This window comes from uncultured Lactobacillus sp. (genome assembly GCF_945290125.1).
Taxonomy (GTDB): Bacteria; Bacillota; Bacilli; order Lactobacillales; family Lactobacillaceae; genus Lactobacillus; species Lactobacillus rizhaonensis.
The window spans coordinates 34031-60075 of sequence record NZ_CALYQV010000005.1; the positions used below are offsets into that span (position 1 = coordinate 34031).

At 36.0% G+C, this 26045-nt stretch carries 33 protein-coding genes and 1 pseudogene; 6 read left to right on the forward strand and 28 right to left on the reverse strand.

Annotated elements, in window-relative coordinates:
• Positions 1–21: 21 nt before the first annotated feature.
• Genes Q0K80_RS01645 through rsmG form a run of 5 tightly spaced genes read right to left on the reverse strand, consistent with a single transcriptional unit; the run spans position 22 to position 3536 of the window.
• Entirely contained in the window at positions 22–297 is a 276-nt protein-coding gene (locus tag Q0K80_RS01645; RefSeq protein WP_294602207.1) for a DUF951 domain-containing protein, read from the reverse strand.
• Positions 290–1177: a ParB/RepB/Spo0J family partition protein gene (locus Q0K80_RS01650; protein ID WP_294602210.1), complete on the reverse strand. Its 888-nt coding sequence runs from the start codon at positions 1175–1177 to the stop codon at positions 290–292. Before Q0K80_RS01650 ends, Q0K80_RS01645 begins: the two co-directional genes overlap by 8 nt.
• Positions 1155–1934, reverse strand: a complete 780-nt coding sequence (locus Q0K80_RS01655; protein WP_122037228.1) for an AAA family ATPase — start codon at positions 1932–1934, stop codon at positions 1155–1157. Before Q0K80_RS01655 ends, Q0K80_RS01650 begins: the two co-directional genes overlap by 23 nt.
• A 15-nt stretch (positions 1935–1949) precedes the next feature.
• The gene (gene noc / locus Q0K80_RS01660) at positions 1950–2798 is read right to left on the reverse strand and encodes a nucleoid occlusion protein (protein WP_294602215.1); all 849 of its coding nucleotides are present in this window, start codon (positions 2796–2798) and stop codon (positions 1950–1952) included.
• Positions 2799–2813: 15 nt separating this feature from the next.
• Positions 2814–3536, reverse strand: a complete 723-nt coding sequence (gene rsmG, locus Q0K80_RS01665) for a 16S rRNA (guanine(527)-N(7))-methyltransferase RsmG (protein WP_294602217.1) — start codon at positions 3534–3536, stop codon at positions 2814–2816.
• 157 nt (positions 3537–3693) lie between these two features.
• Here rsmG and Q0K80_RS01670 point away from each other — a divergent pair, with 157 nt between their 5' ends.
• Together Q0K80_RS01670 and Q0K80_RS01675 are read left to right on the forward strand one after the other, a co-directional pair.
• Positions 3694–4230, forward strand: coding sequence for a CvpA family protein (locus Q0K80_RS01670; RefSeq protein ID WP_110445543.1), 537 nt, complete (start codon positions 3694–3696; stop codon positions 4228–4230).
• A gap of 230 nt (positions 4231–4460) precedes the next feature.
• Complete coding sequence (locus Q0K80_RS01675; protein ID WP_294602222.1) at positions 4461–5531, forward strand: C39 family peptidase; 1071 nt, start codon at positions 4461–4463, stop codon at positions 5529–5531.
• Between the two features lie 58 nt (positions 5532–5589).
• On the opposite strand, the gene Q0K80_RS01680 is transcribed toward Q0K80_RS01675, so the two are convergent.
• The 11 genes from Q0K80_RS01680 to yaaA form a co-directional block, all read right to left on the reverse strand.
• Positions 5590–6519 (reverse strand): FAD:protein FMN transferase, encoded by a 930-nt coding sequence (locus Q0K80_RS01680; protein WP_294602224.1) that lies wholly within the window; start codon positions 6517–6519, stop codon positions 5590–5592.
• A gap of 10 nt (positions 6520–6529) precedes the next feature.
• The gene (locus tag Q0K80_RS01685; protein WP_294602226.1) at positions 6530–7321 is read right to left on the reverse strand and encodes a tyrosine-protein phosphatase; all 792 of its coding nucleotides are present in this window, start codon (positions 7319–7321) and stop codon (positions 6530–6532) included.
• An 83-nt stretch (positions 7322–7404) separates the two neighbouring features.
• Positions 7405–7953, reverse strand: coding sequence for an NADPH-dependent FMN reductase (locus tag Q0K80_RS01690; RefSeq protein WP_294602229.1), 549 nt, complete (start codon positions 7951–7953; stop codon positions 7405–7407).
• An 11-nt stretch (positions 7954–7964) separates the two neighbouring features.
• Positions 7965–8504, reverse strand: coding sequence for an NAD(P)H-dependent oxidoreductase (locus Q0K80_RS01695; RefSeq protein ID WP_294602232.1), 540 nt, complete (start codon positions 8502–8504; stop codon positions 7965–7967).
• Positions 8505–8667: 163 nt separating this feature from the next.
• The gene (locus Q0K80_RS01700) at positions 8668–9264 is read right to left on the reverse strand and encodes a TetR/AcrR family transcriptional regulator (protein WP_294602235.1); all 597 of its coding nucleotides are present in this window, start codon (positions 9262–9264) and stop codon (positions 8668–8670) included.
• A gap of 105 nt (positions 9265–9369) precedes the next feature.
• Entirely contained in the window at positions 9370–9591 is a 222-nt protein-coding gene (locus tag Q0K80_RS01705; protein WP_046324227.1) for a hypothetical protein, read from the reverse strand.
• Between the two features lie 454 nt (positions 9592–10045).
• Positions 10046–10720, reverse strand: a complete 675-nt coding sequence (locus Q0K80_RS01710; RefSeq protein WP_294602237.1) for an ABC transporter ATP-binding protein — start codon at positions 10718–10720, stop codon at positions 10046–10048.
• A gap of 1 nt (position 10721) precedes the next feature.
• Entirely contained in the window at positions 10722–11783 is a 1062-nt protein-coding gene (locus Q0K80_RS01715; protein WP_294602240.1) for an ABC transporter permease, read from the reverse strand.
• On the reverse strand, positions 11783–12304 hold the full coding sequence (locus Q0K80_RS01720; protein ID WP_294602244.1) for a TetR/AcrR family transcriptional regulator: 522 nt from the start codon (positions 12302–12304) through the stop codon (positions 11783–11785). Before Q0K80_RS01720 ends, Q0K80_RS01715 begins: the two co-directional genes overlap by 1 nt.
• Positions 12305–12443: 139 nt before the next feature.
• Positions 12444–13049 carry a histidine phosphatase family protein gene (locus Q0K80_RS01725; RefSeq protein WP_294602246.1) on the reverse strand — a complete coding sequence of 202 codons (606 nt, stop codon included), beginning with the start codon at positions 13047–13049 and terminating at the stop codon, positions 12444–12446.
• A gap of 50 nt (positions 13050–13099) precedes the next feature.
• The gene (gene yaaA, locus Q0K80_RS01730; protein ID WP_294602248.1) at positions 13100–13867 is read right to left on the reverse strand and encodes a peroxide stress protein YaaA; all 768 of its coding nucleotides are present in this window, start codon (positions 13865–13867) and stop codon (positions 13100–13102) included.
• A 56-nt stretch (positions 13868–13923) separates the two neighbouring features.
• On the opposite strand from yaaA, the gene Q0K80_RS01735 reads away from it, so the two are divergent.
• Positions 13924–14604 carry a hypothetical protein gene (locus Q0K80_RS01735; protein WP_294602251.1) on the forward strand — a complete coding sequence of 227 codons (681 nt, stop codon included), beginning with the start codon at positions 13924–13926 and terminating at the stop codon, positions 14602–14604.
• Positions 14605–14727: 123 nt separating this feature from the next.
• On the opposite strand, the gene Q0K80_RS01740 is transcribed toward Q0K80_RS01735, so the two are convergent.
• The 7 genes from Q0K80_RS01740 to ulaG form a co-directional block, all read right to left on the reverse strand.
• A complete protein-coding gene (locus Q0K80_RS01740; protein WP_294602254.1) occupies positions 14728–15423 on the reverse strand; it encodes an L-ribulose-5-phosphate 4-epimerase in 696 nt (231 codons plus the stop codon).
• 12 nt (positions 15424–15435) lie between these two features.
• On the reverse strand, positions 15436–16317 hold the full coding sequence (locus Q0K80_RS01745) for an L-ribulose-5-phosphate 3-epimerase (RefSeq protein WP_294602256.1): 882 nt from the start codon (positions 16315–16317) through the stop codon (positions 15436–15438).
• A gap of 70 nt (positions 16318–16387) precedes the next feature.
• Positions 16388–17026 (reverse strand): 3-keto-L-gulonate-6-phosphate decarboxylase UlaD, encoded by a 639-nt coding sequence (locus Q0K80_RS01750; RefSeq protein WP_294602258.1) that lies wholly within the window; start codon positions 17024–17026, stop codon positions 16388–16390.
• Between the two features lie 12 nt (positions 17027–17038).
• Complete coding sequence (locus tag Q0K80_RS01755) at positions 17039–17341, reverse strand: PTS sugar transporter subunit IIB (protein ID WP_122025596.1); 303 nt, start codon at positions 17339–17341, stop codon at positions 17039–17041.
• A 21-nt stretch (positions 17342–17362) separates the two neighbouring features.
• Positions 17363–18856, reverse strand: a complete 1494-nt coding sequence (locus Q0K80_RS01760) for a PTS ascorbate transporter subunit IIC (RefSeq protein ID WP_122025595.1) — start codon at positions 18854–18856, stop codon at positions 17363–17365.
• A gap of 5 nt (positions 18857–18861) precedes the next feature.
• Complete coding sequence (locus Q0K80_RS01765; RefSeq protein WP_294602265.1) at positions 18862–19338, reverse strand: PTS sugar transporter subunit IIA; 477 nt, start codon at positions 19336–19338, stop codon at positions 18862–18864.
• Between the two features lie 36 nt (positions 19339–19374).
• Positions 19375–20448 carry an L-ascorbate 6-phosphate lactonase gene (ulaG, locus tag Q0K80_RS01770; protein ID WP_294602268.1) on the reverse strand — a complete coding sequence of 358 codons (1074 nt, stop codon included), beginning with the start codon at positions 20446–20448 and terminating at the stop codon, positions 19375–19377.
• 202 nt (positions 20449–20650) lie between these two features.
• Here ulaG and Q0K80_RS01775 point away from each other — a divergent pair, with 202 nt between their 5' ends.
• On the forward strand, positions 20651–21412 hold the full coding sequence (locus Q0K80_RS01775; protein WP_294602271.1) for a DeoR/GlpR family DNA-binding transcription regulator: 762 nt from the start codon (positions 20651–20653) through the stop codon (positions 21410–21412).
• Between the two features lie 117 nt (positions 21413–21529).
• On the opposite strand, the gene Q0K80_RS01780 is transcribed toward Q0K80_RS01775, so the two are convergent.
• The 5 genes from Q0K80_RS01780 to Q0K80_RS01800 are packed head-to-tail and all read right to left on the reverse strand — an operon-like array spanning position 21530 to position 24578.
• A complete protein-coding gene (locus Q0K80_RS01780) occupies positions 21530–21826 on the reverse strand; it encodes a DUF202 domain-containing protein (protein WP_294602273.1) in 297 nt (98 codons plus the stop codon).
• Between the two features lie 19 nt (positions 21827–21845).
• On the reverse strand, positions 21846–22688 hold the full coding sequence (locus Q0K80_RS01785) for a PTS system mannose/fructose/sorbose family transporter subunit IID (RefSeq protein ID WP_294602274.1): 843 nt from the start codon (positions 22686–22688) through the stop codon (positions 21846–21848).
• A gap of 2 nt (positions 22689–22690) precedes the next feature.
• Entirely contained in the window at positions 22691–23557 is an 867-nt protein-coding gene (locus Q0K80_RS01790; protein ID WP_294602276.1) for a PTS sugar transporter subunit IIC, read from the reverse strand.
• Positions 23558–23616: 59 nt separating this feature from the next.
• Positions 23617–24120, reverse strand: coding sequence for a PTS sugar transporter subunit IIB (locus tag Q0K80_RS01795; protein WP_294602278.1), 504 nt, complete (start codon positions 24118–24120; stop codon positions 23617–23619).
• A gap of 17 nt (positions 24121–24137) precedes the next feature.
• A complete protein-coding gene (locus Q0K80_RS01800; RefSeq protein ID WP_294602281.1) occupies positions 24138–24578 on the reverse strand; it encodes a PTS sugar transporter subunit IIA in 441 nt (146 codons plus the stop codon).
• A 198-nt stretch (positions 24579–24776) separates the two neighbouring features.
• On the opposite strand from Q0K80_RS01800, the gene Q0K80_RS01805 reads away from it, so the two are divergent.
• Both Q0K80_RS01805 and Q0K80_RS01810 read left to right on the forward strand, forming a co-directional pair.
• Positions 24777–25790, forward strand: a complete 1014-nt coding sequence (locus Q0K80_RS01805) for a sugar ABC transporter substrate-binding protein (protein WP_294602283.1) — start codon at positions 24777–24779, stop codon at positions 25788–25790.
• Positions 25790–26045, forward strand: a pseudogene (locus tag Q0K80_RS01810) (sensor histidine kinase); the annotation flags it as partial. The gene Q0K80_RS01805 and the pseudogene Q0K80_RS01810, both read left to right, overlap by 1 nt.

The following is a 26045-nucleotide window of genomic DNA, read 5'->3' on the forward strand; positions in this document are numbered from 1 at the left end:
AATCCTCTTTCTTTAACAAAATCAGTTATTTTCTTGATTAATATCCGGACGGGCTATTTCTCCTTTAGGGACATAAAGCGTATTTTTAATATTAACCGGATCATTAGCCTTAGTTAAAACTTTTTTTAAGTTATGCGCGAATTTTGAACGCGGCATCATTACGATATGGCCACACCCCATGCATTTTAACCTGATATCAGCTCCTAAACGCAAAACTTCCCAGTCATTAGTTTTACAAGCATGTGGTTTTTTCATTAATACCGTATCTGCCAAGCCATATGTAATTTCTTTATTCATCAATGTCAACTCCCAGAACATCGAGTATCCTATTCAGCTCGTCTGTTGAAGAAAAGCCAATCGACAAATGGCCGCTACCCTTTTTGCTTGCGGAAATGTTGACAGTTGAACCCAGCTTATCAGCTAATTGATGTTCGGTAGCACGAATAAAAGGTGATTTATGTACTGACTTTTTGCGCGGCTTTTTAGAATTAAGATTGGCTACCAGCGCCTCAACTTTGCGTACCGGCATCCCTTCCTTAACCACCTGCTTGGCTACTTCATCAATTTTGTCCTTATTCTTTAAACCTAAAAGCGTTCTGGCTTGTCCCATTGAAAGCTCACCGTGCTGTAATAAATGCTTAGTTTTATTAGGGAGTGTCAGAAGACGCAAGTAGTTAGCAATATACGGACGGGACTTACCCATTCTTTTAGAAACTTCTTCTTGGGTCAAACCCAAGTTTTTTTGCAACATTTCGTATGCCTGAGCTTCTTCAAGAGGCGTTAAGTCCTCACGTTGCAGATTCTCTAAAACGGCAACTTCCATCATTTGGCTTTCGCTAAAATCACGGACAATGGCGGGTATAGTAGTCTTTTTAGCTAGTTTTGAAGCACGGAATCTGCGTTCACCCGCAATAATTTCATAGCCTTTAACCGACTTACGCACAATAATCGGTTGAAAAACACCATTTTCTTTAATCGAATCAGCCAGCTCCTTAAGAGACTTATCATCAAAGTTTTTACGTGGCTGATAAGGATTAGGTCTAATATCGCTTAAATTTAAATCCTGAATTTCTTCTTCATTATCTTCAATTTGCGGCTCGTCTTCAAACAAGGCTTCGATTCCCCGACCTAAACCACCATGCTTTTTAGTATCTTTATTTCTTGAGTTTCTTACCATGATTCTTTAACACCTCCTTAGCTAAATCATCATAAACTTCAGCACCACGAGAATTTGGGGCATATTCAGTAATTGCTTCTCCGTAACTAGGAGCTTCAGCCAGCTTAGTAATTCTCGGGATAATAGTTTTATAAACCTTATCAGAAAAATAGGAACGTACTTCTTTTACAACTTCTGCACCTAAATTAGTCCGAGCATCCAGCATGGTCAGCAAAACGCCCTCAACACCTAAATCTTTATTAAAGTGTTTTTGCACTAAACGGATGGTATTAAGCAGCTGGCTAAGCCCCTCCATAGCGTAATACTCGCTTTGAACGGGAATTAAAATTGAATCAGATGCCGTAAAAGCATTGATAGATAATTGTCCTAATGAAGGCGGACAATCAATAAAAATAAAATCATAATTGCCGCTAATTGAATCTAAAGCTGATTTCAAGCGCGTTTCTCTGGCCATCATACTGATTAATTCCGTTTCAGCCCCAGACAAATTGATAGTTGCCGGAACTAGATCTAGCCGCTTAGTTGAAGTATGGAAAATCGTATCTTTAAGGGGAACATCATTAATCAAAACGCTGTAAATATCTTGATCAATAGCAGATTTTTCAATCCCCAGGCCAGAGGTTGCATTACCCTGCGGATCAATGTCGACAATTAAGACTTGATAACCGCGTTCCGCAATCGAAGCCGCTAAATTTATAGTTGTTGTCGTTTTACCGACGCCACCTTTTTGGTTAGCAACTGAAATTACACTCACCATATTTTCCATGCCTTCCTACTTTCTTTTCAATTCAATCGTAATCATATAATCATCCGGATCATTATTTTCTTTGAACTTAACCTTGATGCCAGACTGTTGTGCGAGTTTTATTGCCTTTTTGATTGTATTAATTTGTACTTTCAAATCTTTAGGAATGCGATTAGCTGCTCGTCTTGTTTGTTCTGCCTGCTCTTTTTCTTTATCCTTAACTTTTTTGCCTGCAAAATATTGTTCAACATTTTTAACAATTTTTTCGGTGTCGCTAACATTCAGGTTATTTGCAAGTATTTCGTCTAAGACACGACCTTGATCTTTCTCGCTTAATCCCACTAAGCAACGACCATGACGTGGTGAAATTTCACCACTGGCCAAATAACTTTGTACCTTTGGTGTTAACTTTAAAAGACGCAACTTGTTCGCAACATAAGATTGTGACTTGCCAATATTTTGGGCCAAGGTAGTTTGAGTCAGGTTGTTTAATTTCATAAGATTACTATAAGCCTGTGCTTCATCAATCGGATTTAAATCTTCCCTTTGCAGGTTTTCAATTAAAGCTAATGATGCAGCCTGGCTATCATCCATGTTATTAACTATTGCCGGTATTTTTGCCCAAGCAAGCTGCTTTGCGGCTCTCAGTCTGCGCTCACCAGCAATAATTTCATAATTGCCCTCTTTTTCACGTACAACAATTGGTTGCAGTAACCCGTCTTTATCAAGGGTTGATGCCAACTCATGAATTGATTCTTCAGAAAACTGGTGCCGCGGCTGAAAAGAATTGGGTTTTATTTTACTTAGCTCAATATCCTGAATTTGCTTATTTTTAGGTATTTCTTCATGATGACGTAAAGAAGAAAATAATGACATTTTGAGTCCCCCTGTTTAATGAATTGGTTTGCGGTGCGGAGTTCCCGCCTGCCGCGGATATTTCTTAGGCGTAGCCTGCACTTTTTCTATCAGAATCAAAGTGCGCTCTTCAGTACTCTGAGGTAATTGTAATTCTTTAACTGCAATGACCTTACCACCTAAAACTTTTAAGGCTTTCCGAGCTGATTTCAGTTCGTCTTCAGCTTTTGGCCCCTTGAGAGCAATGAAATTGCCACTTTCTTTAATTAACGGCAAACAATACTCACTTAAAACGGCCATGTTAGCAACAGCACGGGCAGTCACAACATCAAATTGTTCACGATATTGTTTATTTTGCCCCACATCTTCGGCACGACCATGAACCAAGGTAACATTCTTTAAATTTAACTGGGTGATTAAGCCCTGTAAAAAACTCAACCGTTTGCCCAGAGAATCGACGATAGTAACCTTTAATTCAGGCAGCATAATCTTCAATGGAATAGAAGGAAAACCGGCACCGGCACCAACATCACATAAAGTATCAGCCGCTTTTAATACTGAACCAAATGTGAAAAGAGGTGTGATACTATCCCAAAAATGCTTTAGATAGACCTCATCTTTTTCTGTTATTCGCGTAAGATTAACTTTTTTATTAGTCTCAATCAGACTGGTAAAGTATTGGTTAAATTGGTTGATTTGTTTTTCATTTAATTTAAAATTACGTTTTGATAATTCTTGGACGAACTGTTCAGGATTCATTTTTCACCCGTGAAACCTTGTTTCACACCCTTTAAATTTAACGCTAAAATTGGCTTAATGTAAAGTCAATGCATCCCTTTAATTATGAAATATTTTTCGACTGTCGTCAAAGTCTAAACGCATAAATTAAGCTATAATATCGTCAAAGGAGATAAATATGATTGTTACTTTAATTGTACTGGCTTATTTGACACTAAAAACCTACAAAGGATTCCAAACAGGCTTCACCAGATTAATTATTAATCTGATATTTGCTGCCATTGTTTTCATTACAGCTATTCTGTTTCAAAATCCTGTCGGCAATTGGCTTTACAGTCAGATTACCGGGCAAAATATTCAAACTACTTTAACTCCTGGAACCAACTTAATGCTCTTTCGCTTTCTGGCATTTTTTATCATTGTCTTTTTTGGCAAAATGGTTGTTAAGATTTTTAAAGGCTGGGTACCTAATAAAAATCCCCATGCAACTAACTTTGGCAATTTACTAGATAGCGTTTTAGGTGCTGTCGTATCTTTTTTTGCCAGTTATTTCTTCGTTTACATTATCCTGTCAATGCTTAATGCTCTGCAAAATCCGTGGTTTATTCAGCAAACTTTAGATTCATCATTTATTCGTTTCATCATTTATAACACACCTGGCTTATCCAACGGATTGTTCAACAGTATCTTCAGTATCAGCAGAACTGCTGCCTAAATTGAATAAAATAATCATCAGCGTTTAAACTTGTTAGTTTAGGCGCTGTTTTTGTTCAAACAATTAACAAAAATTTACTTTGATCTTTTAGCTAAAATAATTTAAGTAATTACGTTATATATACCTCTACACATAATAGAAATCCACATAATTTTTTGGCATATATTTGCCATTTGTTGTAGTAAACTTGTTATGAAGGTAATTTGAATAAGAAAAACTAGGAGGATAAATTGAAAAGTAAATTAACCTTAAAGAAAATTGTAACTATTTCTGCAGCCATTATTCTTGCAACACCCGTTTTCAGTAACGATCTGACGAAAACAGTTAGCGCAAAAACAGAATCTCAAAATAAGCAATTAAAGCAGGACAATAATCAAGTAAATAAAGATTCTGAGACTCAAAAGCCGCAAGAAAGCCAAAAGACAGATAAAGAAACAGATAAGACTGAAACCAATGTCCCCGAAGCCGAGACTCAAAATAAAAAGCCTGCTAATACCACTGCCAAAAAAGTCAAAACTTTCAAAGTAGCAATTATTAAAAAGAATTATGGTATTTATCTCGATAATTTTACCAAGAAGAAAGCAGCCAAGAAATATTTTCATCAAACATTTAATGTCAATAAAAAATTTACCCACAACGGCAAAACATACTACTGGCTTAACAAAAAGGGTATGAAGGCCATTGGCTACATTAATAAAAAAGCTGTAGCTACTCCTAATCAAGCTAAAACAATTGAGAAGACGCCGTATGTCAGTCAATACGTTCCTGTTAAAACCCCATGGGGCTGCGCAGGAGCGTCAATGGCGATGTTGTTGGGTTCTCAGGGGCAGAAAATTACCACTAGCTTGCTTACAAAAATTCAAAATAATTTACCAATGCAGCCAGTTAAAGGCGGACAAAAGGGCAATGTTTACACCGGTGTCGGTTTTGGCTATGTAATTAGTCCAGGTGCCTTAGCTAAATATGCCCGGACTTTTAAGAAGGGCAAAAAGATCATTAATGTTTCCAGTAAAAAACTATCAGTTGATGATCTTAAGATGTACATCCAGGCTGGCAAGCCAGTATTATACTATGGCTTTTCTTCATATCAAAAAGCCGGCGATTACAAGCGCAATCACTGCAAAGTTATCACTGGCTACAAGAAAGACAAGTTCTTAGTTTATGATCCACTCTATTATTCCAAGTTTGATAAAGAGAGTACTGGTAGCAAGAACATGAATTATGATCATGGTGCAATTGCTTGGGTACCAAAGAGTGCTATTCAAGCAGAATTTTGTCATAAAGCTCTCTCATTCAAATAATATACTTACTTACAAATTTAAATTGTAAGTAAAAAAGTGCCTTAGGGGCACTTTTTTATTACTTTTGAAAGTTATCATACTCAACGTGTTCATCGTTATAAACAAAAACTGCTCCAATGCGGTCAGGATCATCATGCCAACCAGTAACCGGCTTACCTGCAAAAAACAATCTCTTACATTCGATTTCAGCTTCAACTGAATACTTGGTAAAAGTAGTTACTCCGGCTAAATCAGTTTCAACCGGATAACCAGTTCGCGGATCAATTAAATGATGATACTTATGACCATCAACTTCTAAATAACGTTCATAAGTTCCGCTGGTAACTGCAGAACATTCTGGCACCATTACCGAAGCAATATTATTGCCACGAGACTCTTTTGGATCCTGTACTCCTACTGACCATTCACCACTGGCTCTCTTGGGTGAATCACCTACAAGTAAAATATTACCACCAAGATTAATAATTCCGGCATGAACACCGTATGCCCGCCAGTAATCTTTGATACGGTCGGCAATCCAGCCTTTAGCAATACCGCCTAAATCTAATTCCATGCCCTCTTTTTGTAAAAAAATGGTTTGATCAGCATCGTTTAGATCAACTTTAAACGGATCAATCAGTGCCATTCTTTGCTTAATTTGCTCAGCAGTAGGAACGTGAGCATTTTTAAAACCAATTGCCCATAACTTAACAACTGGGCCTATCAGAGCATTGAAACCAAAATTTTCCCGACTTTTTTCTACCGCCAATTTAACCAAATCGTAGGTACCACTTGAAACTTGAACTGGATGCTTACCTGCAGCATGATTAACATCCATTACTTCCGATTCATCACGATTAACTGTCAATAAGTCTTCATAATGGTCAATCAAAGTAAAGGAATCATTAATCACGCTTTGATCACGAGCACCAAAAACCTGCAAAGTGATTGCTGTACCCAAGGCATGATGCTGTCCTACTTGTTGTTCTAAAGCCAAATTTTTAATCATTATTTTATCCCTAATTTTCCAAATAGCTCTTTCTTATTTTCTCTTGCATTTGCTGGTCAATTCCTAATTGATTAACAATATAAGAATCAATTCCACCAAAATCTTCATTGATGGTAATCAAGCTGGTATCAAAATATGCGTTAGCAACTGAACCTAAAATACGCATGTTGGCCCGAAATTTATCATTTTCACCAGCTTTTTTAAACCTTTCATCGCGAACTTTACGGTAATCATTGAGCATTATATTGGAATAAAGGTAATCCTGGCGAATTGTTTCTAAATCTACGCCTAAAATATAAAGCAGTATTACTGTGACTAATCCCGTTCTGTCCTTACCTTCTGAGCAATGATATAAAACTGCACCATCAGTTGTAGCAGCAATTAAACTGACAATTTGATGAATATTATTCTGAGAAAATTGATTACTGATATGATCATGATACCTTTGACACATCATATAAAAGCCGGCATATTGATCCTTGCGGTATTGCTCAAATTCTCTGCTCATATCCAAACCATTACCACCGGTATTATCATCAGCCGATAATGGAAATTCATAATGAGCAACGCCATGAATGCTTTTATCAGAATTAGCTTTACATTCTGCTGGAGAACGCAAATCAATAATTTTAGTCAGACCATAATTAAGTAAAAATTGTTCATCTTCTGGCGTTATTTTACTTATGTTACCAGTGCGTAATAAGCGATGAAACTTAATCTGATGTCCGTTAAAGCCAATATAGCCACCTAAATCACGCGGATTACGAACAGATTTTACAGGTAAAATGACAGGTTCAGTCATGCCAACTTCCTTTCAAAAAAATAACCGAATAGGATACCCCCTATCCGGTTATTTTACTCTCTGCCAGTTAATCTAGCAAAAGTTTATTTATGTGCTTGCTCAACAAACTTAAAGAAGTTGTCCATCATACCATCTAATTGCTTGATGGTTGCTTCATCAGTCAATTCACCAGTTTCTTTGTTGAATTTATCTGGAGCTTGACCAATTAAAACTTCATTACCTGGTAAAACATTTGCACTCATATCAGGTGAAAGCAAAATTTCACGCATGTCTTCTTGAGCACGGCCAGTACCTTGTGAACCATATGATGCACCAGCAACAGCAACGGGCTTCATCTTCATAACGTTAGGACCAGCGTGTGAACCTAGCCATTCAAGACTGCTCTTTAAAGCAGCAGGAATTGTATGATCATATTCTGGAGTAGTAATTACAATACCATCAGCACTCTTAACATCTTCGATCCAAGCCTTGATAGTATCATCAGCCATTTCTGTTCTGCAGAAAGGTGTCAACTTGTCGACTTCTTTAACTTCAATATCTGCTTTGTCACTATAACGCTTGGCAATAAATTGTGCTAAAAAGCGATTATATGAAAAAGGTGCATTTGTACCAACAATTGCTAATATTTTCATTCTCAACCCTCCTATTTAGTTACTTGTGCGTACCAACTATCAACTTCATCGAAAAAGTGATCTAAGAATTTAACGGTTTCTTCATCTTTCAAGTCACTATTATCATCAAATTGCTTTGGTGCAACACCCATCATGAATTCATCACCATTGAAGACCTTAGCGCCAAAACCAGGTGCTAAAAACAGACTCTTCAAACGACTTTGTGAACGAGATGCGCCTTGTGGCATTGGTGAAGTTGAAACAATAGCAACTGGCTTACCCTTAAATGGGTGGGTTACACAAGATAACCACTCAAGCGCGCTACTTAAAGCACTGGTAACAGAGTGTTGTTGCTCAGGAGAACCGATTAATACCAAGTCGGCATCTTCAATTTCTTTACTCAAGGTTTGGACTGCTTCTGGGGCATCCTCACCTTCTTTAAACATTGGCAGCCCTTTAACTGTTGCCAGCTTAAAATCATACCTGTCGGCAAAACGCTTAGAAATAAATTTAAGCAATGCTTCATTAAATGAATTTTTGGCATTTGAGCCAGATAATGCAAGGATTTTCATAAAAACCACCTTTCAGGAAACTAATTTTACTGTTAATTATAGCATATCCGTACCTTTTTACCATGTTCCTGATTTCAGATAGCTTTAATAATTTAATACACTTGTATAGGTTATTTCCCTTACATTATGTAAGTAGTAAAAACCATTTTGGAGCTTTGCTTGTCTATTCTTCTGTCTTAAACAAAGAAACATTACTTTTCTTGCTGAGCCAATCGTTTAAAATTGCATCATTAATTTGTGCCTTTAAAACGTTGATAATTTGTGTTTGTGAAAAAGCTGCAATTTTATTAACTATTAATGAAGCAATTCCACTAGTAGTTATACAGTTAGCAATAATAATACTTCTGATTTTTTCTGCTGAATACTTACTATCCGGATATTGCTCTTTAAATTTTTCAGTTCCAAAATTTATTAAAGTATTAGCGATTATTTTATTGCCGCACTTACCTTCAACAAACATTGCCTTGAAGAGGTTCTCTTGTTCTTGGGCAAAATCAATATACGATAAATCCATGTCAATCAATGGTTCAGTAGTATATCTTTTTTGTAAAATTTTATTCCTTAAGTTGTCCGCAATTTTACGCAAAACCTCTTGGCGCAAATCTTCCATACTATCAAATTCAAGATACAAAGGCTGAGTAGAAAAATGGCCAGCCTTAGCAATGCTGCGGGCCGTTAAGCTTTCAACTCCATCCTTAACAACCATTTTATAAGCAATATTTAAGATCTTACTTTTCCCTATTTCTTTTTTTCTAGCCATTTTGTTTTTCCTTGATTAACATTAAAACATATTTTTTAAACCGGTTTTTTAGAACCGGTATTGCCGCCGGTGAAATATATTTAAGCACACAAATGTAATGAGCAGTTAATCCTCATTATTCAAGAATTCATCATAATAAGTTGAAACCATATCACTTAATTCTTCTTTACTTAAGCCTTGAGCTGCACAAAATGAAAAGAAAGCAGCTGATAGAATATAGCCACGTTCAGAATCATCTGTGAGATTATCTGAAAAAGCCATATTAATGCTATGGTTCTGGTAGTCGGTTGTTAATTCAATAGATTTGTCTTCAGGAATATCGTTCATCATTGTACCTCTAGATAAAAAGCTTTATTTAGCAAAAATTTAGTATTACACTATTAATCTATAAAACAAAAAGCCTGCCAAATAAAAACATGAAATAAAATATTTTAGTCAGTTTAACGTAGAATTCATTTCTTAATCAATTCAGCAAACAGCTTAAAAATTAATAATTTTATTTTTAATTACTTTTGTTATTTTGATTAAAAATAACACATTTTTTACTATCATTAAGAATAGTAAATTTAAAAGTACTTTGTCAAGGACAAAGTACTTTTTTCCAACACAAAAGAATAAAGGATTTTTCTAACTTTTAATAAGCGATTTCAATTAATAACAATAATTAGAACTAGTTAAAAAAATTATAAACAAAAAATTACTATTGATAAAACAATTTAGTTACTTTGACATTTTTTAAAAAAACATTGCTAATAGTTATTTTATTCTTGAAAATTAGCAATTAACTCTTTTGCTTGATTTTTCCATCCATCATTTCATAAATATGATCTGCGTATTGTTCTAGCCGCGGATCATGTGTGACTAGCAAAATGGCTTTGTGATAATCTTTGGCTAATTTTTTAAACAATTGCCCTACTTCAGCCACATTCTCACTGTCAAGAGAAGCGGTAGGCTCATCAGCCAGCAAAATTTGTGGGTTAGCATAAAGAGCACGGGCAATAGCTGCGCGTTGCTGTTGCCCACCTGATAGTTCATTAGGATACTTATCAATTAAAGAACTAATTCCCAGCTGCTTGAGTAATTCTTGCAATTTGGCAGCACCGATATTGCCCTCTTTTTTTACCTTATTAACTAATTCAAATTGCTCTTTAATTTTTAGAAACGGTACTAAATTATAAGCCTGCAGTACAAAACCAAGTTGCGTTAGTCGTAAACGGTCACTTTCTCTGGTAGAAATATGCGCAATGTCCCGACTGCCAACAATAACTTTACCCGCAGTCGGTTTTTGCAAAGAGCCGGCAATTGTTAAAAAAGTGCTTTTACCAGCTCCTGAGGGGCCCATAATTAATACTACTTCGCCTAGGCTTGCCTTAAAATTAATGTTTTTTAGCGCAACAACTTGTGCCGCCCCTGTGCCATAAACTTTTTGAACATTCTTTAATTCAATAATTGCCATGTTATTCACCTATTGCCTGTGCTGGATCTACTTTTAATATTGATCTAACCGGAATTAAGCTGCCGATAATTGCAGTTACCAATAATCCGATTGTTCCGGTTAAAATAATTTTTGGTGTGAAACTAATCGGAACAGCAGCTGGTAAAACCTTAATTGTTATCATCGTGGCTATTAATCCGATAATTAAACCTGCAAGCACTAATATCAGTGCTTGACTAATAGTCGCTTTAACTAACGTACTGCTGGGAATCCCCTGAGCACGCATAACCGCATAATTATGCATTTTCTGCATTGTTAAAATATAAAGGAAAACTGCAATTATAATTAACGAAATAACATATAAAAAACCAATCATTAATTCAAAAGTCATATTTTGGGCAGTATACCCCGGAAGTTTTTTAATAAACTGATCAATGGGATATGTCTTACAGTTTTGGTAATTATATTTATAATCCGGATTACGAGACACTATTGCCGAAGCACGCAAAGTTGGCATTCCTTGACGTAATTTTTTCCAAGACTGCAGCGTACCATAAATAATTGGGGCAATATTGATTTTAGCATTTTTAATAAAACCAACAATGCGGTACTTTTTAGCAGAACCGTTTAGCGCTAATTTATCGCCTAACTGGTAACCCTTAGTTTTAAATGCCTGATCGACAGTTACTTCATTATTCTTTTTTGCTCTTCTACCTGCAATCAGTTCCTGATCATGATAAATGAACTGCTCCTTTTTAATTCCGATGAACTGTGCTGAAATTTGTGGTCGCTTTGAGTTCTTGACTACTACCGGAATTTGTCCAACTAAGGCTTCATCTTTAGTTAATGCATCTTTTTTTAAGTCGCTTTTTGTTAAAATCGACTGACTCATACTGACATTGGCATTTATGTTTAAAATTACTTTCTGCGCATTCCAAGATTCTAATGCTTGGGTATTTTCACTGGCTAAACCTGTTGCCAGTGCTGACAAAATAAATATCAGATAGCTAATCAAAAAGATCATTAAAATAATTAAGCCATAACGAAGTTTTTCTCTTTTTATTTCTTTAATTGCTAAAAACATTAATTTTTTCCTCTGTTTAACAGTTCCAAACTTGCCTTCAAGCGAGTCATAATAGCTTCTTTTTGTTCTGGATTCTCAAGTACCATTCTAATAGCTGCATGGCTAAGTACCATGGCACTCCAATTTTGGGAATCTAGTGCGGACAGTATTTTTGACGGAAAATGATGATCAAATGTATTCTCGTTATACAAAATATGCATTTTAATTAATCCTGCATATGTACTTTCTTTTGTTTCATCCAGGAAATGAGTTACATTATCGTAATACTGCTGGGCTTGAAATTGCGGCAATATTTTCACTGGTGAATGAACAGTTTTCAGAACTAAATCATACATATAGTGATAAGCGTCATTTAAATCCGTAAAATACTTATAAAAAGCACCACGCGCAATCCCAGTCTCTTTAACTATTCGGGCTACCTGAGCTTTTGCCAAAGGATATTGACTGAATTCTTTCAGTAAAGCACTTTCAATTTTTTGCTTCTTATCTCGTGGCAAATTAATAAAAGTTGACTTAGCCATATTCAATTCATCTCCTTTTACTCTTGGTGACACCGTGTCACTTGAATAAAAGAATAATTCATTTTTGACAAGTCGTCAATTACAACGCTCAATTAATTGCAGCCATCAAAAAAGACCTCTTTTTGAGGTCTATTGCTTTTTATTCTATTGTCAAGATGCGGTTATAATAGTTTATCCGGGGAATACCGTCACGATAAGAAACCTTTGCCAAAGCACAATTGTCCATGGTTTCAAAGAAGTTCATATCACCTTGTGTAAAATAATGAGCAAACATCATTCTGATAAGGGTGCCATGACAAAATACCAAAACTTTTTTAGTTAAATAGTTCTTTTTCATATCATCTAAAAAGCTGCCGCATCTTTCATCTAATGACGTAAATGATTCACCACTAGGTGCGTATTTAATGTAAGCAGCAGCTGCCTTACCCCATGGATCGATGGCATCAGGATATTTTTGTCCTAATTCGGAAAGAAATTCACCATCCCACTCGCCAAAATTAATTTCTGTTAATCTCTGATCAATTTTAATTTCTTTTTGTCCCTTAGTAAAAATTTTAGCGGTAGTCAAAGACCTCTTTAAGGGACTTGAAAAGACCACGTCAAAACCAGAAGGATCAAAATTGGCAGCAGCTTTTTCAGCGCTTACACGGCCAACCTCATCCAAATCATGATCATAGACTGAGCCTTGAATACGACCAGTTTTATTTAAATCAGTTTGACCATGACGAACAAAAACAATTTCCATAATAACCTCACATTTCCATGTCGTAAATATTTACCTTTACTCTAAATTCTTCAGCGCCGCCTAAAATCATATTCTGTTCGAAATACATAAGTATTGGCGGTGCTAATATTTGGTACATAATTAAAGCCAAAATCATGAAAGTCCTGCAATTGCTGCGGCTTACTCAATTGCTTTTCTGCAATATAACGCACCATCTCTCCACGTGCCATTTTGGCATGCACACCAACTGTCTTCCACTGGCCATTTTTCTTTTCTTGAAAATCAATGCTAACCATTTGTCTGTTATTTGCAACAAAAGGCGCAATATTACGCGAATATTCTTTTGAAGCTAAATTAATTAACACTTGATCTTCATTAAAAAGATTATCGGCGATTGTTGAACCCCAAAATTGGTACAAGTTGGGCTGACTAAAACCCCAAACTTTATTTTTCATCTCTAAACGGTAAGGCCATACACCGTCAAAAGGCCGTAAAACGCCATATAGTCCCGATAATATCCGAACATTATCTTGTAAATAAGATAGAGCAGGGGCAGTAAACAAGTCAGCAGCCATGTATTGATATTGAATACCAGAATATGAAATAACGGCTGGAGTTAGATTGTCCTTTTGCTGCAAATTAAGTTCTTTAATTTGTCTTTGACCTTCCTTGGTCATGCGTTCACTTGACTGCCAGATTTTTTGCAATTTCTGGTAACTGCACTTTTTCAAAAAAGCAGCTAATTCTTGAGCTTGCGGTAAAAACTGTGGGTGCGTTCTTGCAGGAAAAGATTCGCGGTCGACTATCATCTTCATCGCTGGTGAAATAATAATTTTCATCTTTACCACCTTTTGGGTTAAACTTATTACTGATAATTACTAGAGGAGAAAAATTAATGAATCCTGATTTTGCCATTATATTAAATTTTAAACTAAAAAATGCTAAAGGTGTAGATGCTGATTTCTTAGTAAAAACTGCACGCAATATTGGTGCTCGAGCTGTTGCTACGGATGCATTTAAAACTGACTTTGAAAAAGCCTGCAGAAAGTATACTATTGCCTTAGTCACTACTGAGCCTATTCAAAGTGACTGTAAATTATCTGCGACAAATGCGGTAGAACAACTGGTTTCACAGCGCAAAGCAGGACAAAAAGCAATAATTGATATTCCAATCACGGATGACGGCAATTTACTGGCAGAAACTAAAGCGTTGCTTACGCAACTCAATAACTGGATGCATCTCTTTGGTCATGCTCTTAATGAAGGCGAGCCGTGTAATCTTACTATCAGCAATGTTAATGAAGATAATGGCTTTGTATTGCAAAATAGACACATGCACTATCAGAAGTACGTCTTCATTAAGACCCCATTGCCTGAAATACTAAAAATTCAAGGCTTGAGCAATGAACCCAACCGCGTTGAAACGGTTGCGCAAAGAACTGAACTTGATTTCACTTTTGCTGATAATGAATTGACAATCAATTTAGAAAATGCATCTAAAAGTGATTTTACCTGGCAAGTGATCAGGATTCAAGAGCACCGGCCAGAAGATGATATTAAAGAAACAAAATATTAGCAAGCGGTAAAAACCCAACTTAAAAACTGATAAATCTGTGTTTTAAAATGCTAGCTGAATTTTTCTTCAAGTAGTATATTTTATAAGATTTATCAGTTTTTTAAATGAATTAGTTTTTAATATTTATCTTTGACCATAATAAGCATTAGGACCATGTTTACGATAATAATGTTTGTCAAGTAAGTACTGTGGCAGTTCAGACCTTTGATGAGTTAGTTCCAAAGTATGGAAATCTTCTTCAGCTACTACTTCCAATACTTTAGCATTATAAACGGCTTTTGCAGGTGTTTCTCCCCATGTAAAAGGACCATGCTGACTAACTAGTGCAGCGGGAGTTGCTTCATAATCTAAATTACGCTCCTTAAAGGTACGGACAATCGTTTTACCAGTATTACCCTCATAATCTTCTTCTATTTCTTCTTTCGTCAAAGCATCTGCAGCCGGTACATCAGTATAAAAAGTATCTGCATGAGTAGTATTCAAAGCGGGAATATCCATTTTGGCTGCCGCAAAGGAAACTGCCCATGGTGAATGGGTATGAACAATTCCGCCAATTTTAGGAAAATGATTATAGAGATATGTATGAGTTGGAGTATCAGAAGATGGATTCTTATCACCTTCAACAACCTCTCCTTTTAAATTAATAACTACCATATCTTCTGGCTGTAATTCTTCATAAGGAACACCAGAAGGCTTAATAACAAATAGTCCTTTTTTTCTGTCTATTCCTGAAACATTTCCCCAAGTGAAAGTGACTAGATTCAACTTAGGTAGTGACATATTTGCTTGGTAAACTTCCTTTTTCAATTTTTCCAGCATTCTTTTTCTCCTTTAATTAACCTTCTCTTGAGTTATTCCTACGCACTTAAAAATATCGTCAAAAAATGCCTTCGCACTTTTCACTTCGTCAAGCGCGTTTTTATCACCATTATCTCCAGACCACATTTCAATGGTAAAACTGCCATTATAGTTTAATCTCACTAGCGTTCGAAGCAGGCCTTTAAAGTCAACGCATCCTTCACCAAAAGGTACATTTTTAAACTGCCCTTTAAAAGCTGAAGTAACCATTTTACTGTCCTTTAGGTGAATTGCACAGATAGTATCAATGTATTTTTCAAGTTGTACCGGCACATCATTTTCCGGCCAGGCACTCAAGTTTCCCAAATCGGGATAAGCTTGGAGCCAAGGGCTCTTGGCTAAGTCGTGATAATGTGCAATTTTAGGTAAGCTATTTATAAAGGGATCATCCATTGTTTCAATTGACAACATAATATTTTTGCTAGCTGCCATATGAACACACTTGATCAAATTCTCAACATAATATTCCCGAGACGTTGCAGACTTTTTTTCATAATAAACATCGTAACCAGCCATTTGAATGTTATGTATACCCAAATCTACACAAAGATCTATCGCCTTCTGCATCATTGATAAAGATTTTTCTCTAATCGCTGGGTCAGCTGATCCCAAAGGAAAACGTCTATGACCAGAAAGCATTAAATTATTAATGCGTGTGTTTGTCTCCCACATCAAATTACGAATTTCATTTCTTTGTTCACGTGTCCAGTCTAGTCTTGCCAGTCTCTTGTCACTCTCATCAACTGAAAATTCTAAAAAATTAAAACCCAAATCATGAGTTAATTCAAAAGTTTCACGCCACGACAAGTTTTGAGGCAAAGCTTTTTCATAAATTCCTAAAGCATTAACTGTCATTTTTTCTCCTCATAATTAATAAAAAAAGGGAAAATGAACAATCGCTCATTTATCCCTTTTTAACATATAATTAACCCCAGATTCTGTTGATCTCATCCTTAAATTGTTTAGCAACAGCATGAGGATCGTCAGCTTCTCTAATTGCACGACCAGCAATGAACGTATAAACTGGAACTCCTTTAAATAGTTTCAGGATTTCGGGATGAACGCCACCAGTTACTGAAACTTTAAAGCCCATAGCAATCAAATCTTTGACGTTTTCAACATCCTGCTCTGACCATTTTTGACCTGCAAATTTAGCATCTCTACTTTGATGATAAACTACCTGGTGAATACCATGATCGAGCCATTCCTGCATTCTATCTTTATTGTCCCAACCTTCATAGAGTTCAACTTGAACTTCAATTTCCTTTTGGGCATTGCTCATAGTGGGAACAGTCGCAGCGTTAATGCATGTCATCCAGTCTGCACCGGCTTCCTTGCATGATTGACCACATTTGGTTCCAGCATCAGCGCATTTAGCATCGGCTAACAAGATTTTATCTGGCGCCATTGCACGCAAGTTTCTGACTGCACTCAATCCATCACGGTAAATGAGAATAGTTCCTGCTTCAACAACATCAATTACATCTTCTACTTTGCGTAAAACTTCTATTGCCTGAGCTGTGTTATCACTATCTAAAGCAACCTGTAATTTTGGTAAATTCATTTTTATCTCCTATTACTTCTTAAACTTTGTGGGAATGTCAGAGGCATTTACTTTATCTTCAACTTCTTTGGCCGAAATAACATTTTTTATGCCAATCACTTCACCGCCGCGTTTTTTTACTTCGTCAAACATATTAATAAACGGAACTGAGGTAAATACTACGTCATAGTTGCGAGCAATACCCTTAGCTTCCGAAATGGAAGTATGATCAGCTTGCGTTATTTGATAGCCCATCTTCTCTAACGTCTTTTTAACAGTCCGCAGTAACATTAAGCTTGTTCCTGAACCATTAGCACAGGCAGTCAAAATTTTCATATTGAATTTTCCTTTCTCTAATTATTCTTCTTTATTATTTAATTTCTTCCATGCTGGGTAATCTTCAGTGATCATAAAGTATCCTTCCGGATCAGCACGGTATTGTAATTGGGGAATTGCCAAAAGCAAAATAATGATAAGTGCAACACCGATATAGCCAAGGTATTTCATAACTACTGTAAAGAATGGCCAAACAGTAGCCCAATCAAACATTCCTAAGTAGCCACCGTATCTTGCCATACCTACCCAGGTAGCGATTAAAGCTGAACCGGCAACTTGAATTAAACCTGAGATGAAAGGCATAATCATCGCACACTTATATCCTCCACGGTCATTTGAATATAGACCTATTGCGGCATTGTCAAAGAATAATGGAATAAATCCTGCTATAACTAGTGTCGGTGAATGGAAAACTAGCAATAAAATAATCATCGTAAATTGACCAAGCGCACCAAACATAAATCCAATTGTCTGAGCATTTTGTGAGCCAAAACCCAGTGTGGCAGCAACATCAATACCAGGTACCGCACCTGGAAGCCAGCGATCTGAAATTCCTGTAAATGATTCGGTTAATTCATTAACGAAAGTCCTGACACCTAGTTGTAAAATTGCTAAGTAAACTGAAAATTGTAGAGAAGTTTGCAAAATGTAAAAGATAAAACTTTGCCCTTTTTGCATAAAATGAGCTTTAGTTAAATAGTCAGGACCGAGCACAACCAAAATTGCACCGATGAAAATCAGCATTAAAATTGAAGTCGATACCATGTTATCGTTAAAGATTGACATAAAACTTGGCAGTTTAATATCTTCCAGTCGCTTATTTTTGCCCTTACTCTTTTTAACTGAATGCTTCTCAATCATTTCAGAAAGTTTAGCAAAAAAGTAAATACCAAACATTTGCTGGTGAGCAACGGCAAAGCCGGCACCATCTGTCAGTTCCTGGGTAATTCCTACGGTCAGGTTAGAACCAACTGCCCAGTACAATCCCAAAATCAAGCTCATGATTGCTAAGATTGAGAAACGATTTAATTTAGGAAAGCAGAATAATATCAGCCAAAAAGCCGTTGCCGCTTGTTGTACTTGAACGTTACCCGTTGTAAAAACTGCGCGTAATTTAGTATACTTAGAAAATCTAACTAATAAGATATTGATAATATATGCGAACAATAACAAAAGCATTGTATCTGCAAAGGAACGGCCAAAGCGTTGCATTATTCCCGCATTAACAGCATTTTGTCCAAAATAAGGATCGATAATCATAGCACTCAAATGAAAACGGTCCTTCAATCCTACTAAAATCGGCCTAAAGGTATTAACCAAACCGCCGGAACCAGCAGCTAAAATAAAATAACCAACTGTGGCTTTTAAAAATCCTGATAAAACTTCATACCACTTTTTGCGTTCCAAAATATAACCAATAAGAACGATAAAACCAATCATAAAAGCTGGTTGATTTAAAACATTAGTGGCAAAGTAACTCCAAACAGCTAACAAAGCATTTAAAATATTTTGCATTTTTCTTACCTGCTTTTTTCTTTACTCATATCATGTTTTCGCATGACTTCTTGATAATCTCGTAAACTTTTTACTTTACGGAGGTCTTCAATCATGCCATCTTCCATTAGTAAGTTAGACAAATTGGCAATATTTTTCATATGAGTTGGATTGTCTTTAGCTGCCAGCATAAAAAATAATTGTGCATCTTTTTCTGGATCTTTCTGATCGAAGGAAACTGCTTCTGGAAATATCGTCAGACCAATCCCAGTCCCTAAAACTCCCGAACTGTCAGCTTGTGAATGTGGCATTGCCACTCCGGGAACAATTACAATATACGGTCCATATTGCTTAACATCTGCAATTACCTGATCAATATACTTATCCGTAACAAGATTATTTTCTTTCATTATTTCACCGGATATCCTAATGGCTTCCTGCCAATCCTTTGGGTGTTTGTGACTGATATTAATCAAGTGATTTTCTAAAAAATAACTGAGCATGATTTCCTCCCGCCAAACTTTCAATTAAAAATCAAATTATAATAATTCTGGGAATGGTAAATCAGGGTCATTCTTAAACGCATCGTGGAATCCACGATCATACATATATTCAAATTTATCTTTATCTTGTGGGTAATTAAATTCACCACCAACTTGCCAAATATATGGCTTAAATTGATATTGTAGACGATACTTCTTTCTGTTCCACAGAGCTAAGATATCTTTGGGGTCACTATAGAAATTAGTCCAAATATCATAATGCATTGGGATAATTACTTTAGTATTCAAAGCTTCTGCCATACGCAAAACTTGAGAATCATCTAGTTTATCCGTGATTCCGCGCGGATTTTCACCATATGCACAAAGTGCCACATCTACCTCATTTTCGTTACCATGTTTCACAAAAGTGTTAGAATAATGTGAATCGCCTGAATGGTAGAGATTACCGCCTGAAGTTTTAACCAAATAATTAACGGCCACTTTAGCCATTTCTATTGGTTTAGTACCAGCTAATTTAACGTTAGGGTCATCTTCAGTAACAAGTTCTGTACGATCGAAGGCTTCCAAAGCCTTAATTGTTACTGAACCAACTTTAACTTCATCGCCAGGTTTAACAACTGTAATCTTTTCAGCAGGTACACCCCATTCTTCCCATTCATCAGCTACACCTTGTGGACCGATAAATTTAGCATTAGGGCAGAACTTATTAACACAAGCGGCTGTGTAAATATCCAAGTGATCATGATGAGTATGTGTAACACATAATGCATCTAAGTCTCTGATGGCAAATGGGTCAATTACGTAAGGTTTGTTACGTAAATTAGGTTGTAGGGCCTCTCCACCTGTCATTCTCATCATTTGGTGACCTTGGCGCATCTTGCCATCACCGTGGGTATGCTTTCCTGTACCGTTCCACATGTCAATGGCAATATTTGTTCCCTCATGAGTTTTGAGCCATGTACCCATGCAGCCAAGCCACCAAATTGCAAATGACTTTTCAGGTACCTGCTTCGCGGCAATCTGTTCATTCAAGAACGTGCCCCATTCTGGAAAATTATTCTCTGCGAAAACTGCTGGTGTGACTTCATTAATGTTTGTTGGTTTTGTCATCTTTTCCTCCTAAAACTATTTTACTTTTGATCTCAAAGTAAATTATATTGTTCCATGTTATCGCTTTCAACCATATTTTATGATAATATTTGTTTTAAATGATATTTTTCCAAAAAAATAAATAAATTTAGTGATAATTATCGTTTTTTATGTTATTTTTTATAATAAAAAATTGAACTTAACATTATACGGTGAATTAAAAATGAAGAATTCATATCAAGAAATCAAAAACAGACGTCAAAAAATTATTAATTTACTTAACCACCAAAAAAAAATCAGCTTAGATGAACTGAGTCAAAAGCTGAATGTTTCAATCATGACAGTCCGCAGAGATTGTAGTAATCTGGCCAACCAAGGTAAGATATTACAAGAAAAAGGCGTCATTTCTTTGGTCAGCCCTGAAGAAGTTCCTTTTACTGATTCCGTTAGTTATATCAAACAAAGATTGGGTGAAGAAGCAGCCAATCATGTTGAAAAGCATAATTGGGTTTTCATCAATTCAAGCACTACTGCTTTTGAAGCAATTCCTTATTTGTTAAAAAAAGATGTCAATATTTTGACCAATAATGGCTATGCAGGAAATTTAGACATGCATGCCAGTAACAGCCAAATCATTTTAAGCGGTGGTAATGTCACTCGCAAAATGATTATGAGCGGTGATCTCGCTGTTGAACCTTTTTTAAAAATTTTCGCTGATTGGGCAATAATTGGTTGTGCAGGCTTAAGCCTTGAACGTGGCATCTCAACACCATTTATGGAAGAAGCCAAAGTGAACAAGGCAATTATTAGACAATCCCGTAAACTAATTGTCGTTGCTGATTACAGTAAATTTAACCAATTTTCTAATTTTACAATTGGCCAGGCCAGTGATATTGACTTATTAATTACCGATTCATTCACTCCTAGAGACACAGTTGAAAGTTTCATGAAAGCTGGAGTTCAAGTTGTTCAGATACAGTTATAAGTATAAAATTTGATATAAGTATTTAGTATCTTTATTTTTATATAAAAAAATAAAAAGGCTAATAAATTAACGCGTCATTAACGTAATTTATTAGTCTTTTACTATTTATTAGAACTTTTATTTATTTTTCAAATAGTTAATTTTCTTTTCGTAATCAGAAATTATCAGTTTAACGTTCTGCTTACCACGGTGCCTACCATAAGCAACAATAGCCGCACAAAGCGCACCAATTACTAGTAAAATCAGACCTACAATAAACAGCCAAGTGGTTTTGCCATAGAAATAATAGCATAAGACCAAGCCGATTGCGGCAATTGCCAATAAAGTCTGCAGCCAATACTGTAAATTTTGCAGCATCTTTTTTTGATAATTAACTTCGTTTTGATAACCAGCAGTTATTTTCTTAAGGTCCATTATTACACCGCTTTTACTTTTAGTACTTAAGTCCTGGATTGAATACGCCGAGGACAACACCGACAAAAGCTACACCAATCAGAATGATCATTGTCCAGATAGCAGAAACATGCTTTTTGGACATTAACCACCAGCAGAAAAGAGTAACGATTACTGTTAAGATACCAGGGAAAATACCATCTAACTGCTTTTGCAAATCAAGGAAAACGTGTCCGGTATTATCTCTAAGTTGTAAGGAAGTAGTGACGTTAACCCAGGTAGCCAAAACACCACCAACAACCATACCACCGACAATGGAGATCGCACGTCTAACGGCTTTACCTTGCTTACCTACTAAAAAGCCGACAGCTTTATCTCCCAGCTTGTAACCACGGAAGTAAAGGAAACGTTGACCAAAGTAAGCGATAAGATCCCAAACGATGATGTAAAAAATAGCACCAACTGGTGAACCATTTCTTGACATACCTAAAGCGATACCAAGTAAAATCGGAATCAAAGTACCATCAATTAGTGAGTCACCAATACCAGCTATTGGTCCCATCAAACCGGCACGCATGTCATTAATAGTTTGACTATCAATATTTTCACCGTTTGCACGAGCTTCTTCAAGACTGGCAATAGCACCAATGATAACCGAACCTAACATTGGGTTGGTGTTGAAGAAAGCTGTATATGCCTTAATGTTATTAGTCTGTGTTTCATTGTCATTAGGATATAATTCCTTGATAATTGGCAACATTGAACATAAATAGCCAAATGTCTGCATGTGCTCCTGTGAAAAGCAGGTTAAAGCGCCCCAAAACCAGATGTTAAAAGACTTACTCAGGGTCTTATGGCTAATTCTCTTTTTCTCTGCATCCATTTTTAGATGTCCTCCTCGTCTTCGTCGTCATCAACAGCATTTCCATTTGATGAGGCATAACTTGCATTTGAATTTCCTGAGCCCTTAGCCATTTCAATTTCATACATAATTACAGCAAATAATAATGAAATAACTGTTACAGCAACAAGGTTTAAGTGTAATGAAGCGGCTAAAGTAAAACCAACTAAAAATGGAATGAAATCAATCGCTTTATTAATAATTTGACGCAGCAAGATAGCGATACCAACACATGGCAGCATCGCACCAACAGTAAACAGAGTCTTCATTGGGATACCGTTCATTGGTAAAGCTGTTTTCAAAGCAGTTACGGCTTCTGCACCGTAGTGAGTCATCAAAAGAGTAGGCAGAAATGAAAATACTAAGTGAGATAACCAAGGCCAGCTAAAATCAACTCCGTATAGGCGATTTAACTTACCTTTTTCAATATCTTTCCAACCAAATGCCTGCCAAATCAGGTTCATAAATGCCACTGCATAAAATAGTACTGATCCGACTGTACCTACTAAAGTGGCAAGAGATTTTGCCATGTTTGCAGCTGCTGAACCCATTGGATTAAGTCCACGTGATGAAATAGCAACCATAGCTAGAGGAATACCAATATATGAAATTGCCCGCACGTCAGCAGCAACCGTACCACCGGGTGTAACTAACGCAATGTAAACCAACTGGGTAGCAACTCCACAGGCAATTCCTAGCGGCAAGTTGCCTAAAACGATACCACAGACCAATCCACCAACTAGTGGTCGTCCAATAGTATAATTACCGACTGCTTGACCAGCCATACAGGAGTTAGAACATAAACACGCAAATACTCCCAAAATGGCGGCTTGTAACCAACTTATAGTCATTTTTTCTCCTTCTTCTTATAAAATTATTAAGGTTAGATATTCGTTTGAGTAAATGTATCTCAATAACCGAATTTTCCTTTGAATTTGTCCCAGTAGCCTAATTGTTTATCTGGTAATAAAGCAAAGTGAATCTTATATCCTTTTTGGCTAATTGCCTCAAAAGCATCACCTTCTTCTTGTGTAAAAGATTGATTACTGCCTAATTTGATTGCTCCCGGACGGTCATTACCTGGACCCACAATCAACTCTTTTTGGTCACTTGGGACAAAATCAAGATCGACCAAAATGTGCTTCATATCTTGTGGATTCTTGGTGATCAAAAAGTACCGCGTTTTGGAATTCAATACTTTATCTCTAACATCATTAAAATGAGTCATTGTCCATATAAAAGTTTTCTTACCCTGATCCTCACCTGCAGATTTATAGGCGGACTTTAAGATAGGATTGGTAGCTGCCTTGTCATTTACAGCTATAATGCCATCACAAGGACGTTCTTTTGCCCAACGGGTAGTAATTAAACCATGAATTATCCGGTCATCGACTCTAATCAATGAAACAGTCATTGTTTTTCCTCCTAGATTTAAATGTCATCTTCGTCATCAACTGAATTTTGTGGAATTTCATATTGCTTTATTGCTTTTTCGCCTTCACTTAAAGCTGATTTAACCAATTCTTCTTTAGGCACAGTATCTAAGGAGATTAGCGCGGTAAGTGCCATTGAAAAGTTCATTCCGCCGATTACTACAGAATTTGCTAGATACCCCTTTTCAGAAAAGACATTTAAAAAAGTAGTTAGCGGACTACCGCTAATGATATCGGCAATGACAACAAATTCTTCTTCTTTTTTAAACTCTTCTTTTTGTAAAAAGTCGGTAACTTTCTTAGTAAAGTCTTCTGCAGAATCACCATTATGAAGACATAATGCAAAACAACGCTTAATAGCATCCCCAGCAAACATTTCCAATGAAGTTTTTACTCCTTCAGCAAACTCTCCATGAGAAACCAAAATTAAATATTTCAATGCCTCATTCCTCTCTTCCTTAACATATATTAAAAGTATCACAAGCACTGTTTATGCTAACAGTGCTAAATGTCATTAAATAGGATGTGACAATTGTCACTATTTAAAAGCGCTTTCTTAAATATGGTTGAATGAAACAGTCTTTTCAGCAATAATTACTATATAAGTAATAAATTTTCAATTTAATGAGATGATGACATGAATTTATCTAAGCAAAAAAAGCAGCATAATTTAAAATCCCACCACAAAACAAGAATCCTGCTTTTGAGTGAATTGTTTTTTGCTGCTTTTTTTATATCGTTAGTATATGTAGCATTTATTGCATATCCCAGTCAGAATGATCAGATAAAAATTGGTTCTACTTATATGACTATGAATAATAGTTTTTTCCCCGTTTTAAACGAACAAATCGCTAATTACGTCGAAGACCACCATGACCGCTTATATAATAGGGATCCAGCACTAATTGTGAATAAGCAGGTTGAAGAACTCCATGCATTTATCCGCCAAGGTGTTAACGCCATTATTATTAATCCGGTTGATGGCAACAGTATGAAAATTCAAAATGCACTTCGTTTAGCAAAGAAAAGGGGAATTAAAATTATTGTAGTCGACTCACAGATGAAATCAGCCCGTTATGCCGACTGTACCATTCTTTCAGATAATTATCGTGCTGGTCAGCTATGTGCTCAGCATCTGTTAAGACATAAAAGATCCGCACAAATTTTGCTTTTAGAACACTATTCAGCTTATTCAGCAAATAATCGCATAAAAGGATTTACTGATACAATTAAAAATTCTTCCCAATCCCAGAATTTTCATATTGTTGGCAAAATTAATACTTATGGTCAATCGGAAATAACTTTTCCATTAGTAGAACGAGCACTTAAGAAAGGTCCTAAATTTAACACAATTATGGCTTTAAATGATCAAGCAGCTGTTGGTGCCTTAGCTGCAATTGATGAAGTAAAATTGAAACGACAAATAGATGTATATAGCGTAGATGGTTCAGAAAACATGAAAAAGCTTTTAGGTGTTAATCAGAATGCTATTGCTACTTCAGCTCAAACACCTTTGAATATGGGTAAAACTGCCGTCAAAATTGCTTATAAACTAATCGCCGGTAAAAAAGTACCGAAAGAAATAATTTTGCCGGTTTATTTAATTACAAACAAAAATATTAATCATTATAACGTGCTAGGGTGGCAATGATGCCTAAGTTTAAAGTCTTGATATTTTTACGGAGAACTATGTTATGGCTTAATTTCTTTGCCATCTTATTTAATGCAACATTATTTATCTATGCCACAAATTATGTCATTAAAACTTCACAATCTTACCAATTTTTAGAGTCATTACATCATATTCCGGACTCACCTCAAACTATTTTTTGGGAAAGTATTGTTAGTTTTTCTGTTTTAGCAATTGTCATGTCTTTTCATCATTATTATTACGCCTTTAAGCAGG